Origin of the sequence: Curtobacterium sp. ER1/6, assembly GCF_001742745.1 — a bacterium.
Taxonomy (GTDB): domain Bacteria; phylum Actinomycetota; class Actinomycetes; order Actinomycetales; family Microbacteriaceae; genus Curtobacterium; species Curtobacterium citri.
In genome coordinates, this window is the sequence record NZ_MJAK01000001.1 from 261,252 (window position 1) to 277,689 (window position 16,438).

General features: G+C 73.8%; 18 protein-coding genes. 17 read left to right on the top strand and 1 reads right to left on the bottom strand.

Annotation, left to right across the window (positions count from 1 at the left end):
• Positions 1-50 precede the first annotated feature (50 nt).
• From gmk to Cus16_RS01190, 4 genes are all read left to right on the top strand, one after another.
• Complete coding sequence (gmk, locus tag Cus16_RS01175) at positions 51-944, top strand: guanylate kinase (protein WP_069711360.1); 894 nt, start codon at positions 51-53, stop codon at positions 942-944.
• Positions 945-1,005: 61 nt separating this feature from the next.
• Positions 1,006-1,269, top strand: a complete 264-nt coding sequence (gene rpoZ / locus Cus16_RS01180; RefSeq protein ID WP_022906709.1) for a DNA-directed RNA polymerase subunit omega — start codon at positions 1,006-1,008, stop codon at positions 1,267-1,269.
• 5 nt (positions 1,270-1,274) lie between these two features.
• Positions 1,275-2,489, top strand: coding sequence for a methionine adenosyltransferase (gene metK / locus Cus16_RS01185; RefSeq protein WP_069710800.1), 1,215 nt, complete (start codon positions 1,275-1,277; stop codon positions 2,487-2,489).
• A 9-nt stretch (positions 2,490-2,498) separates the two neighbouring features.
• On the top strand, positions 2,499-4,550 hold the full coding sequence (locus tag Cus16_RS01190) for a hypothetical protein (RefSeq protein WP_069710801.1): 2,052 nt from the start codon (positions 2,499-2,501) through the stop codon (positions 4,548-4,550).
• Positions 4,551-4,679: 129 nt separating this feature from the next.
• Here Cus16_RS01190 and Cus16_RS01195 read toward each other — a convergent pair whose 3' ends face one another.
• Entirely contained in the window at positions 4,680-5,135 is a 456-nt protein-coding gene (locus tag Cus16_RS01195) for a DUF4383 domain-containing protein (protein ID WP_189319502.1), read from the bottom strand.
• Between the two features lie 93 nt (positions 5,136-5,228).
• Here Cus16_RS01195 and Cus16_RS01200 point away from each other — a divergent pair, with 93 nt between their 5' ends.
• From Cus16_RS01200 to trpA, 13 genes are all read left to right on the top strand, one after another.
• Positions 5,229-6,161, top strand: coding sequence for a methionyl-tRNA formyltransferase (locus tag Cus16_RS01200; RefSeq protein ID WP_069710802.1), 933 nt, complete (start codon positions 5,229-5,231; stop codon positions 6,159-6,161).
• Positions 6,158-7,675 carry an RsmB/NOP family class I SAM-dependent RNA methyltransferase gene (locus Cus16_RS01205; RefSeq protein ID WP_069710803.1) on the top strand — a complete coding sequence of 506 codons (1,518 nt, stop codon included), beginning with the start codon at positions 6,158-6,160 and terminating at the stop codon, positions 7,673-7,675. The genes Cus16_RS01200 and Cus16_RS01205 overlap by 4 nt, the downstream gene beginning before the upstream one ends.
• Before the next feature lie 48 nt (positions 7,676-7,723).
• On the top strand, positions 7,724-8,383 hold the full coding sequence (gene rpe, locus Cus16_RS01210) for a ribulose-phosphate 3-epimerase (RefSeq protein WP_069710804.1): 660 nt from the start codon (positions 7,724-7,726) through the stop codon (positions 8,381-8,383).
• Positions 8,384-8,496: 113 nt separating this feature from the next.
• Positions 8,497-8,760, top strand: coding sequence for a phosphoribosyl-ATP diphosphatase (locus tag Cus16_RS01215; RefSeq protein ID WP_058726551.1), 264 nt, complete (start codon positions 8,497-8,499; stop codon positions 8,758-8,760).
• A 75-nt stretch (positions 8,761-8,835) separates the two neighbouring features.
• On the top strand, positions 8,836-9,675 hold the full coding sequence (hisG, locus tag Cus16_RS01220) for an ATP phosphoribosyltransferase (RefSeq protein ID WP_069710805.1): 840 nt from the start codon (positions 8,836-8,838) through the stop codon (positions 9,673-9,675).
• On the top strand, positions 9,672-10,469 hold the full coding sequence (gene hisF / locus Cus16_RS01225) for an imidazole glycerol phosphate synthase subunit HisF (RefSeq protein WP_223246477.1): 798 nt from the start codon (positions 9,672-9,674) through the stop codon (positions 10,467-10,469). Before hisG ends, hisF begins: the two co-directional genes overlap by 4 nt.
• A 25-nt stretch (positions 10,470-10,494) precedes the next feature.
• The gene (hisI, locus tag Cus16_RS01230) at positions 10,495-10,926 is read left to right on the top strand and encodes a phosphoribosyl-AMP cyclohydrolase (protein WP_069710806.1); all 432 of its coding nucleotides are present in this window, start codon (positions 10,495-10,497) and stop codon (positions 10,924-10,926) included.
• Complete coding sequence (locus Cus16_RS01235) at positions 10,923-12,467, top strand: anthranilate synthase component I (RefSeq protein ID WP_069710807.1); 1,545 nt, start codon at positions 10,923-10,925, stop codon at positions 12,465-12,467. The genes hisI and Cus16_RS01235 overlap by 4 nt, the downstream gene beginning before the upstream one ends.
• Positions 12,464-13,225, top strand: coding sequence for a Trp biosynthesis-associated membrane protein (locus tag Cus16_RS01240; RefSeq protein ID WP_069710808.1), 762 nt, complete (start codon positions 12,464-12,466; stop codon positions 13,223-13,225). The genes Cus16_RS01235 and Cus16_RS01240 overlap by 4 nt, the downstream gene beginning before the upstream one ends.
• Entirely contained in the window at positions 13,222-13,461 is a 240-nt protein-coding gene (locus Cus16_RS01245) for a DUF6704 family protein (protein ID WP_069710809.1), read from the top strand. The genes Cus16_RS01240 and Cus16_RS01245 overlap by 4 nt, the downstream gene beginning before the upstream one ends.
• An 11-nt stretch (positions 13,462-13,472) precedes the next feature.
• On the top strand, positions 13,473-14,273 hold the full coding sequence (trpC, locus tag Cus16_RS01250; protein WP_069711363.1) for an indole-3-glycerol phosphate synthase TrpC: 801 nt from the start codon (positions 13,473-13,475) through the stop codon (positions 14,271-14,273).
• A gap of 61 nt (positions 14,274-14,334) precedes the next feature.
• Entirely contained in the window at positions 14,335-15,549 is a 1,215-nt protein-coding gene (gene trpB / locus Cus16_RS01255) for a tryptophan synthase subunit beta (protein WP_069710810.1), read from the top strand.
• On the top strand, positions 15,546-16,349 hold the full coding sequence (gene trpA, locus Cus16_RS01260) for a tryptophan synthase subunit alpha (RefSeq protein WP_069710811.1): 804 nt from the start codon (positions 15,546-15,548) through the stop codon (positions 16,347-16,349). The genes trpB and trpA overlap by 4 nt, the downstream gene beginning before the upstream one ends.
• The last annotated feature ends 89 nt before the right edge of the window (positions 16,350-16,438 follow it).

The window sequence follows — 16,438 nt, forward strand, 5'->3', positions numbered from 1 at the left end:
CGACCCCCGGACCCGGCGACGACGCTGCCGGCGTCCCGGACCGCGGCGACCTGCCGGCGCACCGGAACCCGCCGGAGGTCGACCGCGTCGCCGCCGCCCGGGCCGCTGTCGCCGCGCGTCGCGCCCGCGCGGCCGTGAAGGCGCAGGTCGCCTCGGGGGAGCGCAGCGCCCTGGAGGTCGCGCGTGCGGCCTGGACCGACGCCGACCTGCCGGCGGAGAAGTCCCTGCGGGTCCGCGACCTGCTCACGAGCATCTCCGGCATCGGCCCGGCGCGTGCCGAGGCGGTCATGGGCGAGCTGCGGATCGCGCCGTCGAAGCGCCTCGGCGGGCTCGGCAGCCGTCAGCGGACCGCACTGGCCGACTGGCTCGCCGCCCGCGGCCGGAAGCGCGGCGCGTCGAAGCTCGTCGTCCTCGCGGGACCGACCGCGGTCGGCAAGGGCACCGTCAGCGCGCACATCCGTGAGCAGTACCCGGACGTCAACCTCAGCGTGTCGGCGACGACGCGGAAGCCCCGTCCCGGCGAGGTCGACGGCGTGCACTACTACTTCGTCGACGACGCCGAGTTCGACCGGATGATCCGTGACCGCGAGCTCCTCGAGTGGGCGGTCGTGCACAACTCGTACCGGTACGGCACGCCGCGTCCGCCGATCGACCGCGCGCTCGACGCCGGCGACAAGGTGATGCTCGAGATCGACCTGCAGGGCGCACGCCAGGTCCGCGACGCCATGCCCGAGGCCGTCCTGGTCTTCCTGCTGCCGCCGACGTGGGACGAACTCGTCCGTCGGCTCATCGGCCGCGGCACCGAGTCCGCCGAGGAGCAGGCGCGTCGTCTCGAGACCGCGAAGGTGGAACTCGCCGCGCAGGACGAGTTCGACGTGCGGATCGTGAACTCCGATGTCGGCACCGCGGCACGCGAGGTCGTAGACTTGTTCTCTGCGCCCTGACGGGTGCTCCCGCGTCGCGCGCACCCGCGCGCCCCGACGCCCGCCGACCGAGGAGGACCCCATGGCCAACCCCCAGGGCATCATCGACCCGCCCATCGACGACCTGCTCGCCAAGGTGGAGTCGAAGTACGCGCTCGTCATCTTCGCCTCGAAGCGTGCTCGTCAGATCAACGACTACTACGCCGACCTGCACGAGGGGTCGCTCTTCGACAACGTCGGCCCGCTCGTCGACTCGACGATCGACGACAAGCCGCTGTCCGTTGCTCTGCACGAGATCAACGAGGACAAGCTGACCGTCACCAAGCAGCAGCAGCCCACCGACTGACCGCGGTGACGAGCACCAACCTGCGCCTCTTCACGTCCGAGTCGGTGACGGAGGGGCACCCCGACAAGATCTGCGACCAGATCTCGGACACCATCCTCGACGCCCTGCTCGCGGCCGACCCGCACGCGCGGGTCGCCGTCGAGACCATGGTGACGACGGGTCTGGTACACGTCGCCGGCGAGGTCACGACCTCCGGCTACGTCGAGATCCCGAAGCTCGTCCGCGACGTCATCACGGGCATCGGCTACAACTCGTCGGAGGTCTCCTTCGACGGCCGCACGTGCGGGGTCGAGGTGTCGATCGGCGCGCAGTCGCCGGACATCGCGCAGGGCGTCGACGAGTCGCTCGACAGCCGTTCCGGTGCCGGGGTCGACCCGCTCGACCGCCAGGGTGCCGGTGACCAGGGCATCATGTTCGGCTTCGCGACGAACGAGACGCCCGAGTACATGCCCGTCGCGATCTGGCTCGCCCACCGCCTGGCGGAGCGGCTCGCCGAGGTCCGCAAGACGGGTGTGCTCGACTTCCTCCGCCCGGACGGCAAGACGCAGGTCACGGTCGGCTACGACGGCGTCGTGCCGAAGACGGTCGAGACCGTCGTGCTCTCCACGCAGCACTCGCCGGCGGTCACGCTCGACGAGCTCACCGCGCAGATCACCGAGCACGTAATCCGCCCGGTGCTCGACCTGGTCGACCTGGACTCGTCGCACGTCGACGTCATCGTGAACCCGACCGGCCGCTTCGAGATCGGCGGGCCCCAGGGCGACGCCGGCCTCACCGGGCGCAAGGTCATCGTCGACACCTACGGCGGTGCCTCCCGGCACGGCGGCGGCGCGTTCAGCGGCAAGGACCCGTCGAAGGTCGACCGCTCGGCGGCCTACGCCCTGCGCTGGGTCGCGAAGAACGCCGTCGCCGCGGGACTCGCGGACCGGCTCGAGGTGCAGGTGGCGTACGCCATCGGCCGCGCGAAGCCCGTCGGCCTGTACGTCGAGTCGTTCGGCACCGGCCACGTCGACGACGCCACCATCGAGGCGGCGATCACCGAGGTGTTCGACCTGCGTCCGGCCGCGATCATCCGCGACCTCGACCTGCTCAAGCCGCGCTACGCCCAGACCGCCGCGTACGGGCACTTCGGCCGCGAGCTCCCCGGCTTCACCTGGGAGCAGCTCGACCGCGTCGAGGAACTCCGCGCCGCCGCAGGACTCGTCGCCGCCGCCGTCTAGGCACACCGCGTGACCACCGTCGCGCGCGTCGTCCTCGACTCGCCGCTCCCGCAGTTGGACCGTCTGTTCGACTACCGGGTGCCGGCCGAGCTCGAGGACGACTGCGTGCCGGGGGTGCGCGTCAAGGTGCCGCTGCGCACCGGCGCCCGGATGTCCGACGCGTACGTCGTCGAGGTCGTCTCCGAGGGGGACTGGCCCGGCGAACTCAGCCAGGTCGAGCAGGTCGTCTCGCCGGTGCCGGTGCTCGCACCGGAGGTCTGGACGCTCGCGCGGGCCGTCGCCGACCGCGCCGCGGGGGTCGCATCCGACGTGCTGCGGCTCGCCGTCCCGCCGCGCCAGGTGCGCGCCGAGAAGGCGTGGCTCGCCCGCGACCCCGGGTGGTCACCCCCGGCGGTCGATGCGCCGCCCGTCACGGGGTACGCCGAGGGCGTCCTGGAGGCCCTGGTCGCCGACCACGGTCGCGCTGCGGTCGCCGCCGTGCCGCACCCGGTGGCGCTCACCCCGGCTCCGGGATCCGGCGCCGCCGGTGCGGCCGGTCCCGTCGTCGACACCGCTGCGGCCGGTTCCGTCGACGACACCGCCGCGGTGTGGGTCCCGGGCTGGGCGGCCACCATCGCACAGGCGGCGGCACGCGCCGTCGCCACGGAGCAGTCCGCCGTGGTCGCCGTCCCCGACTTCCGCGACGTCACTGACCTCGAGCGGGCGCTCCTCGCCGTGCTGCCCGCCGAGCGGGTCGTGCGCTTCGACGCCAAGCAGACGAACGGCGCACGGGCGAAGGCGCTGCTGCAGGCCCGCTCGCACGCGGTCGTCGCGATCGGCAACCGCACCGCGATGTACGCACCGGCGACCGACCTCGGGCTCATCGCGGTGTGGGACGACGGGGACGCGTCGTTCGTCGAGCCCCGGGCGCCCTACGTGCACACCCGCGACGTGGCCCTCGTCCGCGCCGCCCAGTCGGGCGCGGCGCTCCTGTTCGTCTCGCACGCCCGCAGCACGGACGTGCAGCGCCTGGTCGAGCTGCAGTGGTTGGACGACGTGACGCCGTACCGCGTCCCGACGCCGAAGGTGATCCCGACCGTGCAGCAGAGCGGCGCAGAGGGCTTCGCCGCGCAGGCCCGCATCCCGAGCACCGCGTGGCGCGCCGCGCGCGAGGCCAGCCAGCACGGTCCCGTCCTCGTGCAGGTCGCGAGCCCCGGCTTCGGCACCGGCCTGGTCTGCGCCGAGTGCGGGGAGCGCGCGCACTGCCGGATCTGCGGGGGACCGCTGGGCCAGCAGCACCGGGGCGCGACACCGCAGTGCCGCTTCTGCGGTGCCCTCGCGGTCGGCTTCCGCTGCCCGACGTGCGGCAACGGCACCGTGAAGCCGGTGGGCCAGGGTGCCCAGCGCACGGCGGACGAGCTCGGCCGGGCCTTCCCGGGCACGCGGATCGTCGTCGCCGACGGTTCACGACCGCTCGACGAGGTGCCAGCGCGGCCGTCCGTCGTGGTCGCCACCCGCGGGGCCGAGCCCGACGTGCCGGGCGGCTACGCCTGCGTGCTCCTGCTCGACGGCGAGCGGATGCTGGCGCGCGAGGGCCTCCGCGTGCAGGAGGACGTCCTGCGCTTCTGGACCGGTGCCGCCGCGAAGGGCGCACCCGGGGCCGAGGTGTACCTCGTCGGCATCGGCGGCAAGCTGGCCACGGCGATGGCGCTCTGGCGGCTGGACGGTCCGGCGCACGACGAACTCGTCGACCGCCGTGCCCTGCACTTCCCGCCGGCGGTCCGAGTGGCGACCCTGACCGGCACGGACGAGGCCGTGACCGCCGCGGTCGAGGCGCTCGGCGACGCGACGGTCGGCGACGTGCTCGGACCCGTGCCGGTGCCGGACGACCCGACGCCGGGCACCGTCCGGGCCATCGTGCGGTTCCCCTACGCGCACGGGGCCGAGGTCGCGGCGACGCTCAAGGCCGAGGTGATCCGGCGCTCGTCGACGCGACGGGTGCTCCCCGGCGGCAACCGGCGCCGTGCGGCACCGACGCTCCGCGTGCGGCTCGACGACGCGGAGCCCTTCACCGAGGTCTGACCGCCGCGAGCGTCGCCGGGCCGCTCGGCGTCGCACGCGTCTCGCAGGACGCAACGTGGGCGGTTCCCCGCAGCGGAGTACCGCTGCGGGGAACCGCCCACGTTGCGTTTCGCGGAGGGGGACCGGCGGTCAGGCGCCGACGGGCCGACGGCGCTCCCGCGGGAACACGACGCCGAGGGCGACCATGCCGATCGCGAGCACGAGGTGCAGCCAGTTGTCGGCCCAGTTCAGCGGCACGAAGTTCGCGCCGGACATCGTGCCGGCCGTGAACAGGCCGTAGACCCAGAGCACGAAGTAGACGACGCCGCCGAGCACGAGGTACATGCGCGACCCGGAGGCACGCGAGACCGCGAGCAGCCCGACGACACCGAAGAGCAGGTGGACGATGTTGTGCAGCACCGAGACCTGGAAGATGCCGAGCAGCATCCCCATCGACGCGTGTCCCGCGCCGCCGAGCTCACCGGTGGTCAGGCCCGGGACGAACCCGGCGATGCCGACGAGCAGGAAGACGATGCCCACGACGAGCACGACCTTCTGGATCGACGACCCGGCGTAGCGGTTGGTGGAGGTGGTGACGTCACTCATGTCACAGACGGTACGCAGGAACCTCGCGGTCCGTCCGCAGCCGCACGACCGGCGCGTCGGTCGGACAGCGCGGGCCGTGGGACGATGGAACCCATGCGCCTCGTCGTCGCCGGCAGCCCCGCTGCGGCCGTCCCCACCCTCCGTCGTCTCGCGGCCTCGGACCACGAGATCGCGGCCGTGCTCACCCGACCGCCGACCCCGCAGGGCCGGAAGCGCGTGCTCACGCCGACCCCGGTGGCGCAGGTCGCCGAGGAGCTCGGGCTGCCCGTCGTCGAGGCCACCCGCGTCGACGACGCCGTGACCCGGCAGCTGGTCGACCTGCGGGCGGACCTCGGCGTGATTGTCGCCTACGGTGCGCTCCTGCGCCGCTCGGCCCTCGACGCCCCCCGGCTCGGCTGGGTCAACCTGCACTTCTCCGCCCTGCCCGCGTACCGCGGCGCCGCACCCGTGCAGCGCGCCGTGATGGCCGGCGACACCCGCACGGCCGCGACGGTGTTCCAGCTCGTCGAGGCCCTCGACGCCGGCCCGGTCTACGCCAGCGACCCGTTCGACATCGACCCCGAGGCCACCGCCGGCGAGGTCCTCGCCGCGATGGCCGAGACCGGCTCCGGCACCGTCCTGCGCGTGGTCGACGCACTCGCCGACGGCACCGCGGTCGGCACGGACCAGGTCGGCGAGCCGAGCACCGCGCCGAAGACGACCATCGCCGACGGGCACGTCGGCTTCGACCGACCCGCGGTGGCCGTCCACGCGCACCTGCGCGGGGTCACCCCCGAGCCCGGCGCGTACGCCCACCTCGGCGACCTGCGGGTGAAGCTGCTCCGCAGCAGTCGGACGGGAGGCACGCCCTCCTCCGCCCCGCCCCTCGCCCCGGGCGCGCTCGGCCTGGTCGACGGACGCCTGGTCGTCGGCACCGCCGACGACCCCCTGGCCCTGCTCGAGGTGCAACCGGCGGGGAAGAAGCCGATGGACGCCGCGGCCTGGGCCCGCGGGCTCGGTCCGCTCGACGGGAAGGTCCTCTCGTGAGCGGCACGCACGCCCGGCGCCCCGACGACCGCCAGCGCGGCCCGCGGACGGTGAGCGCGCGTCGGGTCGCCTTCGACGTCCTCCGTGCCGTGCAGGTGGACGACGCCTACGCGAACCTGCTCCTGCCGACCCGCATCCGCCGCGCCGGCCTGTCCGCCCGCGACGCCGCGTTCGCGACCGAACTCACCTACGGCTCGATCCGCATGCTCGGCCGGTACGATGCGATCGTCGGCGTCGCGTCCGGCCGACGGGTCGACGACATCGAGTCCGACGTGCTCGACGTCATGCGGCTCGGTGTGCACCAGCTCCTCGGCATGCGGACGCCGACGCACGCCGCGGTGTCGGCGACCGTCGAGCTCACCCGCGAGGTCGGCGCCCGCCGGGCCACCGGCTTCGTGAACGCCGTCCTCCGCAAGGTCGCCGCGAAGTCCGACGACGAGTGGGACGCCCTCGTCACGGCGGGCCGCGGCGGTGACGCCCTGCTCGCGACCCGGTGGTCGCACCCGGCGTGGGTCGTGGCGGCGCTCCGGGACGCCCTGGCCGCCGAACGTTCGCGTGACGAGCTCGCCGCGCTGCTCGCCGCCGACAACGTCGCGCCGCGCGTCCAGCTCGTGGCGCTGCCCGGGCTCGCGACGGACGACGACCTGCGGACCGCGGTGCGGCCGCCGGAGATGACCGCGGGCAACACGGACGCCGAGGACATGCTCGCCGACGACGCGTCGGGGGACGAGCCTCCCGTCCGTGCCGCCGACGACGAGCCGGACGACCGTCCGGTCTCGCCGGTGGGCATCCGCGGGACGGCCGGCGACCCCGCGCGCGTGCCGGGCGTCGCCGCGGGACGCCTCCGCGTGCAGGACGAGGGATCGCAGCTGGCGGCCCTCGCGCTCACCCGCTCGTCCGACGTGCGCCCGGGGGAGCGGTGGCTCGACATGTGCGCCGGGCCCGGCGGCAAGGCGGCCCTGCTCGCGGCCGAGGCCGCGCAGGCCGGTGCGACGCTCGTCGCCAACGAGCTCGTCCCCGCCCGGGCCGGCCTCGTGCGGAAGGCACTCGCCACCGTGGCGGGCGACGACGTCGTGTCCGTCGTCGAGGGCGACGGCCGCCGGTTCGGCAGACCCGGTGACGCGCGCTTCGACCGCATCCTGCTCGACGCTCCCTGCACCGGGCTCGGGGCGCTGCGCCGACGACCGGAGGCGCGCTGGCGGAAGCAGCCGGAGGACGTCCCAGAGCTCGCGGCGCTGCAGGCGGAGCTGCTCGACGCCGCCGTCCGGGCACTCGCGCCCGGTGGCACGCTCGCGTACGTCACGTGCTCCCCGCACCTCGCCGAGACCCGCGGCCAGGTCGACGCCCTGATGGCGCGGCACGGCGACGTGCTCGAACAGTTCGACACCGCCGGCGTCGTCCGCGCGGTCGCGGCGCGGGACCCGCAGGTCGCCGACGGTGAGACGGTGCAGCTGTGGCCACACCGGATCGGTACGGACGCGATGTTCGTCGCGCTGTTCCGCCGGACCGCCTGACCCGCGTCCGTTGCGGCCTGCGAGGGGACGGATCGGTAGGGTTGCCGGGTGACGATCCGCATCTCGCCGAGCATCCTGTCCGCCGACTTCGCGAACCTCGAGCGGGAGCTGCACCGCATCGAGAGCGCCGACCTGGTGCACGTCGACGTGATGGACAACCACTTCGTGCCGAACCTCACGCTGGGCCTCCCGATCGTGCAGCGCCTGCAGGAGGTCTCGCCCGTGCCCCTCGACGTGCACCTCATGATCACGGACGCCGACACGCAGGCGCCGAAGTACGCCGAGACCGGAGCCTCGAGCGTCACCTTCCACTTCGAGGCCGCCGACGACCCGGTGGCCACTGCCGCCGCGATCCGGTCGAACGGTGCCCGCGCCGCCGTGGCCGTGAAGCCCGGCACGCCCATCACGCAGGTCCTGCACCACCTCGACGCCTACGACATGATCCTGCTCATGACGGTGGAGCCGGGCTTCGGCGGCCAGTCGTTCATGCCGTCCGTCATGCCCAAGCTCGCCGATGCCCGCGCCGCCGTGGACGCCTCCGGCCTCGACGTCTGGCTCGAGGTCGACGGCGGCATCGCGGTCGACACCGTGCCCGAGGCCGTGCGGAGCGGCGCCGACACGCTCGTGGCCGGCTCGGCCGTGTACGGCGGGGAGCCGGCGCAGCGCATCGCGGACCTGCGCGAGGCGGCCGCGGCGGCCCGCGCGTGACCGGCGTCGCAGGCCGACCGACGACCGACCCGGCCGACGAGGCGGGGTCGGGCAGCGCCTCCCGTCCGGACGGTGCGTCCGCCGGACCCGAGCAGGACGGTAGCCTGGTCCCCGTGAAGACGTTCGACGACCTGTTCGCGGAGCTGACCGAGAAGGCGCGCACGCGCCCCGAGGGCTCCGGCACCGTCGCCGAACTGGACGCCGGCGTGCACCAGATCGGCAAGAAGATCGTGGAGGAGGCCGCCGAGGTCTGGATGGCGGCCGAGTACGAGGGCGACGAGCGCACCTCGGAGGAGATCTCGCAGCTGATCTACCACCTCCAGGTGCTCATGGTCGCCAAGGGGCTCACCCCGGCGGACGTCTGGCGACATCTGTAGGCACCCGCCACGCGCGCTCCGGCGCCGTCGCGACCCGCAGCCGTCACCGACCTCCAGCAGAAAGCAGACCTCCTGATGCTCCGCATCGCCGTGCCCAACAAGGGCTCGCTGTCCGAGACCGCCTCCGAGATGCTCCGGGAGGCCGGGTACGCCGGTCGCCGTGACCCGAAGGCGCTCCACCTGCTCGACGAGCGCAACGGCGTCGAGTTCTTCTTCCTCCGTCCGCGCGACATCGCGACCTACGTCGGGTCGGGCGCACTCGACGTCGGCATCACCGGCCGCGACCTGCTGCTCGACTCCGGGTCCGCAGCGCACGAGGTCGACGCGCTCGGGTTCGCCGACTCGACGTTCCGCTTCGCCGGCAAGCCCGGCCGGTTCACCGAGCTGCAGGACCTCGACGGCGTGCGCGTGGCGACGAGCTACCCGGGCCTGGTGGGGGAGTTCCTCGCCCGGCACGGGGTCACCGCGGAGCTCGTCAAGCTCGACGGCGCCGTGGAGAGCGCGGTCCGGCTCGGCGTGGCCGACGCGGTCGCCGACGTCGTCTCGACCGGCAGCACCCTCCGCGCGGCGGGCCTCGAGATCTTCGGCCCGGTCATCCTCGAGTCGACGGCACTGCTCGTCTCGACCGACGAGACCATCCCCGGCATCGACGTCCTCCGTCGCCGGCTGCAGGGCGTGCTCGTCGCCCGCGGCTACGTGATGCTCGACTACGACATCCCGACGGACCTGCTCGAGCAGGCCACCGCGGTGGCGTCGGGCATCGAGTCGCCGACGGTCTCGCCGCTGCACGGCCGCGACTGGTCGGCGGTCCGCGTGATGATCCCGCGCGAGGACGCCAACCTCATCATGGACGCGCTGTACGACCTCGGCGCCCGCGCGATCCTCGTCAGCCCGATCCACGCAGCACGCCTGTGAGCACCCCGACGACGGGAGCCGCCGGGATCGCCGGCGGCGTGTCCGTCCGGGTCGTCCCGTGTCTCGACGTGTCGGGTGGCCGGGTCGTGAAGGGCGTCAACTTCCTCGACCTGCAGGACGCCGGCGACCCGGTCGAGCTCGCCGCCCGGTACTACGAGCAGGGTGCGGACGAACTGACCTTCCTCGACGTCGGAGCGACCGTCGAGAACCGCGCGACGATGTACGAGACGGTCACGCGCACGGCCGAGCAGGTCTTCATCCCGCTCACGGTCGGCGGCGGCGTCCGGAGCGTCGACGACGTCTCGCGCCTGCAGCAGTGCGGTGCGGACAAGATCGGTGTGAACAGCGCCGCGATCGCGCGTCCGGCCCTGGTCGGCGAGATCGCGGACCGCTTCGGGGCGCAGGCGGTCGTCCTGTCGCTCGACGTCAAGCGCAGCGACCGGATGCCCTCGGGCTTCGTCGTCACCACGCACGGCGGGCGCACGGAGTCGGACCTGGACGCGATCGCCTGGGCGCGCGAGGGCGTCGAGCGCGGCGCCGGCGAGCTGCTCGTCAACTCGATCGACGCGGACGGCACGAAGGAGGGCTTCGACCTCGAGCTCATCGCCGCGGTCCGCGCCGTGTCCCCGGTCCCCGTCATCGGGTCGGGAGGCGCGGGGCGCGTCGAGCACTTCGCCCCGGCCGTCGAGTCGGGTGCGGACGCGGTCCTCGCCGCGAGCGTCTTCCACCGGGGCGAGATGACCATCGGGGACGTCAAGGACGCGCTGCGCGCGGCCGGGCACCCGGTCCGCTGACCGTCCGCCGTAGGCTAGGAGCCTCATGACCGACAGCACCAGCACCAGCACGGACGCGGTCCTCGACCGCGCGCGGTTCGGTGCGGACGGCTTGCTCCCCGCCATCGTGCAGGAGGAGTCCACGAAGGACGTCCTCATGCTCGGCTGGATGGACCGGGAAGCCCTCCGCCGCACCCTCACCGAGGGACGGGTGACCTTCTGGTCGCGCTCCCGGCAGGAGTACTGGCGCAAGGGCGACACCTCCGGGCACGCCCAGTACGTCCGCGGGGCGGCGCTCGACTGCGACGACGACACCCTGCTCGTCACCGTGCACCAGGTCGGCGCCGCGTGCCACACCGGGGCACACCGCTGCTTCGACGTGGACCCGCTCGACCCCGTCACCGCGTCGGCACCCGGCGCGGCGCCGGACGCGGCCGCCACCGCGGACGCGACCGCAGTGGTGGAGGGGACCCGATGAGCACCGCGACCCGCTCCGAGGAGCCGCGCACGACCTCCCGTCCGGACTTCGACGGCCTGCTGGCCGACCACCGCGTCGTCCCGGTCGTCCGCGCCCTCTACGCGGACAGCGAGACGCCGGTCGGCGTCTACCGCAAGCTCGCGGACGGTCGTCCGGGGTCGTTCCTGCTCGAGTCCGCCGGCCAGGGCGGCCTGTGGTCGCGGTGGTCGTTCGTCGGTGTCCGGAGCTTCGGCGTGCTGACGCAGGAGAACGACCGCGCCGCATGGATCGACACCGGGATCCCGGCGTCCCGCGCCGTCGACTCGCTCGACGGCGCCCCGCTCGAGGTGCTCGCCCGCCTGCACGAGCGCTGGGCGACCCCGCGCGTGCCGGGGACGCCGCCGCTCGTCGGCGGGACCGTCGGCTTCATCGGGTGGGAGGCCGTGCGCCAGCTCGAGCACCTGCCGGACGTGCCGCCCGCGGACTTCGACGTGCCGGGCCAGGCGCTCGCCTTCGTCTCCGAGCTCGCCGCGCTCGACCACCGCACGGGCCTCGTCCTGCTCGTCGCGAGCGTGCTCAACGACGGCACGGACGAGCCCGACGCGATGTGGCACGACGCCCAGGCGCGGCTCGACCGCATGCAGGCCGACCTCGTGCAGCCGAGCGCCGCGACCGTCGCGGAGGCGTTCGAGATCGCCGAGCCGACGCCCCGGCACCGGACCACGCCCGACGACTACATGGCGGCGGTGACCCGGTCGAAGGACTTCATCCGCGACGGCGACGTCTTCCAGGTCGTCATCTCGCAGCGGTTCGACCACGACGTCACGGCCGACCCGCTCGACGTCTACCGGGTGCTGCGGACCCTCAACCCGAGCCCGTACATGTACTTCCTCGCGCTCGCGGACACCGACGACGAGCGGTTCTGGATCGTCGGCGCGTCGCCCGAGGCGCTCGTGAAGGTGCAGGACGGTCGGGCGATCACGCACCCGATCGCCGGGTCGCGGCCCCGTGGCGGCACCCCGGTCGAGGACGTCCGCCTGGGCGAGGAGCTGCTCGCCGACCCGAAGGAGCGCGCGGAGCACCTCATGCTCGTCGACCTCGCGCGCAACGACCTGCAGAAGGTCTGCCGTCCCGGGACCGTCGCGGTCACCGAGTTCATGACCGTCGAGCGGTTCAGCCACATCATGCACCTGGTGTCGAGCGTCGAGGGCTCGGTCCGTCCCGGGGCGTCGGCGATCGACGTGTTCCGGGCGACGTTCCCGGCGGGCACCCTGTCCGGGGCGCCGAAGCCGCGCGCGCTCGAGATCATCGACGAGCTCGAGCCGGCGAAGCGCGGGGCGTACGCGGGGGTGGTCGGGTACTTCGACTTCGCCGGTGACGCCGACCTCGCCATCGCGATCCGCACCGCCCTCATCAAGGACGGCGTCGCCCGGGTGCAGGCCGGGGCCGGTCTCGTCGCCGACTCGGACCCGCACACCGAGCACGTCGAGGCGGTCAACAAGGCGGCCGCCCCGCTGCGGGCCGTCGCCACCGCCAACCGCATGCGCGAGGTCCGGTCGTGAAGCGCTCGCGGTCCCGTCCCCTCGTCGTCGTCGCCGGCCTGGCGGTCGCGGGCATCGTCATGCTCGCGTGGACGCAGACCTGGTTCACCGTGCACCTGCACGCGGGGACCGCGGTCGTGCCGCGCGTCGTCGCCGACGGTGCCGCGGTCGTGCCGCAGTACACGGCCCTCGCCATCGCGAGCCTGGCGCTCTTCCTGGCGCTGACGATCGCCGGACGGGTGCTCCGCGTCGTGCTCGCCGCGGTCGAGGTGCTGCTCGGCATCGCGGTCGTCGCGACCGGCGTGGGAGCACTGACCGACCCGGTGGGCGCGTCGAAGGGCGCCGTCGGCGAGGTCGCCGGCGTCAGCGACACCGGGGCGGTGCGCCAGGTGGTCGAGCGCGTCGACGTGACGGTCTGGCCGGCGGTCGGCATCGCGGGCGGGGTGCTCGCCGTGCTCCTCGGGGTGCTCGTGTTCGTCGTGCAGCGGTCGTGGCCGGGCCCGACGCGCAAGTACGCTGCCGCGACGGCGGGAGCGGCGGCGGACGCACGGGCCGCCGCACCCCTGCACCGCGACGCGATCACCGACTGGGACGACCTGAGCGCCGGTGCCGACCCGACCGCGCCGGGCACCGTCGACACCGAGCCGGGCGCTGCCCGGCCGGTCGGGGGCACCGCCGGTCCGGACGGCGCGCTGGGGGAGTCGCCCACGGCCGACACGGTAGGATCGGACCGGCGCCGATCGGACGACGGCGCCGGAGCAGAACGAGGAGCACCGTGAGCAACACTGAGCCCGCAGAACTCGGCGAAGGCCACTCGCCCGCCGCCTGGACCGCCGTCGTGATCATGCTGATCGGGTTCGCGGCCGGGACGCTGTTCTTCTGGTTCGACATGGCGTGGGGCGTCTGGGTCTCGGCTGCCGTCGTGGTGATCGGGCTCGTCGTGGGTGCGGTCATGAAGCGCGCCGGCTACGGGGTCGACGGCCCGAAGTACGTCGCCAAGCACCACGCGGAGTAGTCGTGCCGAACGTGCTCGAGACCCTCGTCGCGGGCGCCCTCGAGGACGCCGCCACGCGTCGCCTCGACCGCCCGGTCTCCGACGTCGAACGCGACCTCGACCGGGTGGCCTCGCCGCTCGACGCCCTGGAGTTCCTGGCGCCCGGTGACCGGGTGAAGGTCCTGGCCGAGGTCAAGCGCGCGAGCCCGTCACGCGGGTCGATGGCCGCGATCGAGGACCCCGCGTCGCTGGCCGCCGACTACGAGCGTGGTGGCGCCTCGACGATCAGCGTGCTCACCGAGGGACGGAAGTTCCTCGGAAGCCTCGCCGACCTCGAGGCCGTCAAGGCGCGCGTCGCGTTGCCGGTGCTCCGCAAGGACTTCATCGCGGACCCGTACCAGGTGCTCGAGGCCCGCGCTGCCGGTGCGGACCTCGTGCTCCTCATCGTGGCCGCGCTCGAGCAGCGGCAGCTCGTCGAGCTGCACGAGCTCGCCGAACAGCTCGGCATGCGCGTCCTCGTCGAGGCGCACTCGGGTGACGAGGTCGCGCGCGGCCTCGACGCCGGCGCCCGCATCCTCGGCGTGAACGCCCGCGACCTCACCGACTTCTCGCTGGACCGCGACCTGTTCGGCTCGCTCGCCGACCGCATCCCCGACGCGGTCGTGCGCGTCGCCGAGTCGGCCGTGGCCGGTCCCGCCGACGTCGCCCACTACCGCGCAGCGGGTGCCGACGTCGTCCTGGTCGGGGAGGCGCTCGTCACGGGCGCCGACCCTGCCGCCACCCTCGCGTCGTTCATCGCCGCAGCGGACGGCCTCGGCCGCCCGCGCGCCTGACCGACCCGTCCCCACCGGCCGTCCCGCACCGGGCACGGCCGCACATCCCGGGAGACCCACCGTGACCTCACTCCGTGACCTGCAGGGCCCGTACTTCGGCGACTTCGGCGGACGCTTCGTCCCCGAGTCGCTCGTGCTCGCGCTCGACGAACTCGAGACCGCCTTCCGCGAGGCCTGGGCCGACCCGGCGTTCCGCCAGGAGCTCGACGAGCTCCAGCGCGGCTACACCGGCCGGCCGTCGATCATCACCGAGGCGCCGCGCTTCGCGAAGCACGCGGGTGGTGCGCGCATCATCCTCAAGCGCGAGGACCTGAACCACACCGGCTCGCACAAGATCAACAACGTGCTCGGGCAGGCCCTGGTCGCCAAGCGCCTCGGCAAGACCCGCCTCATCGCGGAGACCGGCGCCGGTCAGCACGGCGTCGCCACCGCCACCGCCGCCGCGCTGTTCGGCATGGACTGCGTCGTCTACATGGGTGCCGTCGACACCGAGCGCCAGGCCCTCAACGTGGCGCGCATGCGGCTGCTCGGCGCCGAGGTGATCCCGGTCGAGACCGGGTCGCGCACGCTCAAGGACGCCATCAACGACGCGCTCCGCGACTGGGTGGCGAACGTCGACTCGACGCACTACCTGCTCGGGACCGTCGCGGGCCCGCACCCGTTCCCGGAGATGGTGCGCGAGTTCCACAAGGTGATCGGTGAAGAGGCACGCCAGCAGGTCCTCGACCGCATCGGTCGCCTGCCCGACGCCGTCGCCGCGTGCGTCGGCGGCGGGTCGAACGCGATGGGCATCTTCGAGGCGTTCCTCGACGACGAGTCCGTCCGCCTGCACGGCTACGAGGCCGGCGGCGACGGTCTCGAGACCGGTCGCCACGCGGCGAGCATCTCGCTCGGTCGCACCGGTGTCCTCCAGGGCACCATGTCGTACCTCATGCAGGACGAGGACGGCCAGACGATCGAGAGCCACAGCATCTCCGCCGGGCTCGACTACCCGAGCGTCGGCCCGGAGCACGCCTACCTGGCCTCGATCGGCCGTGCCCAGTACGAGCCGATCACCGACGCCGAGGCGATGGAGGCCTTCCGTCTGCTCGGTCGGACCGAGGGCATCCTGCCCGCCATCGAGTCGGCGCACGCCCTCGCGGGCGCGATCAAGCTCGGCAAGGAGCTCGGACCCGACGGCGTCGTGCTCGTGTCCCTCTCCGGACGCGGCGACAAGGACGTGGCGTCCGCCAGCCGCTACTTCGGCATCCTCGACGAGAGCGCGGTGCAGCTGTGACGAACCCCGGAGCGACCCGCTCGGTCGCCGCGACCATCGACACCGCCAACGCCGAGCGCGCCGGCGCCGTCGTCGGCTACCTGCCGGCCGGCTTCCCGGACCTGCAGACGAGCGTCGACGCGGCCGTCGCCCTCGCCGAGAACGGCGTCGACGTCATCGAGCTCGGCCTGCCCTACTCGGACCCGGTCATGGACGGACCGGTCATCCAGCGCGCGGCGGAGGAGAGCCTGGCGAACGGCTTCCGGGTCGCGCAGGTCTTCGACGCCGTCAACCGGATCACCAGTCGCGTGGACGTGCCGGTCCTCGTGATGACGTACTGGAACCCGGTGCTCCGCTACGGCGTCGACCGGTTCGCCGACGACCTCGTGGCCTCGGGCGCGTCCGGACTCATCACGCCGGACCTCATCCCCGACGAGGGGCACGCCTGGATCGACGCCTCGGAGCGCACCGGGCTCGACCGGGTCTTCCTCGCGGCGCCGTCCTCGACGGACACGCGCATGGAGCAGGCCGTCCGGTCGAGCCGCGGGTTCGTCTACGCCGTGTCGACGATGGGCGTCACCGGCGCGCGCGTCGGTGTCGACACCGCGGCCCGCACGGTGGTGTCGCGCCTGCGCGACGCCGGCGTGGAGCGCACCTGCGTCGGCCTCGGGATCTCGACGGCCGACCAGGTCGCCGAGGTGCTCGAGTACGCCGACGGCGCGATCGTCGGCTCCGCCTTCGTGCGTGCCCTCGCCGACCTCGGCGTCCAGGGGGTCGCGGACCGCGCGGCCGACCTGACGACCGGCGCTCGGCGCCGCTGACGCACCGGGCGTCCGGACGGGAGGCGCGGCGCAGGTGACCGGGGTCGGTCACCCGCACCGCGCCTCCCGTCGGGTCCACGTCACAGTTC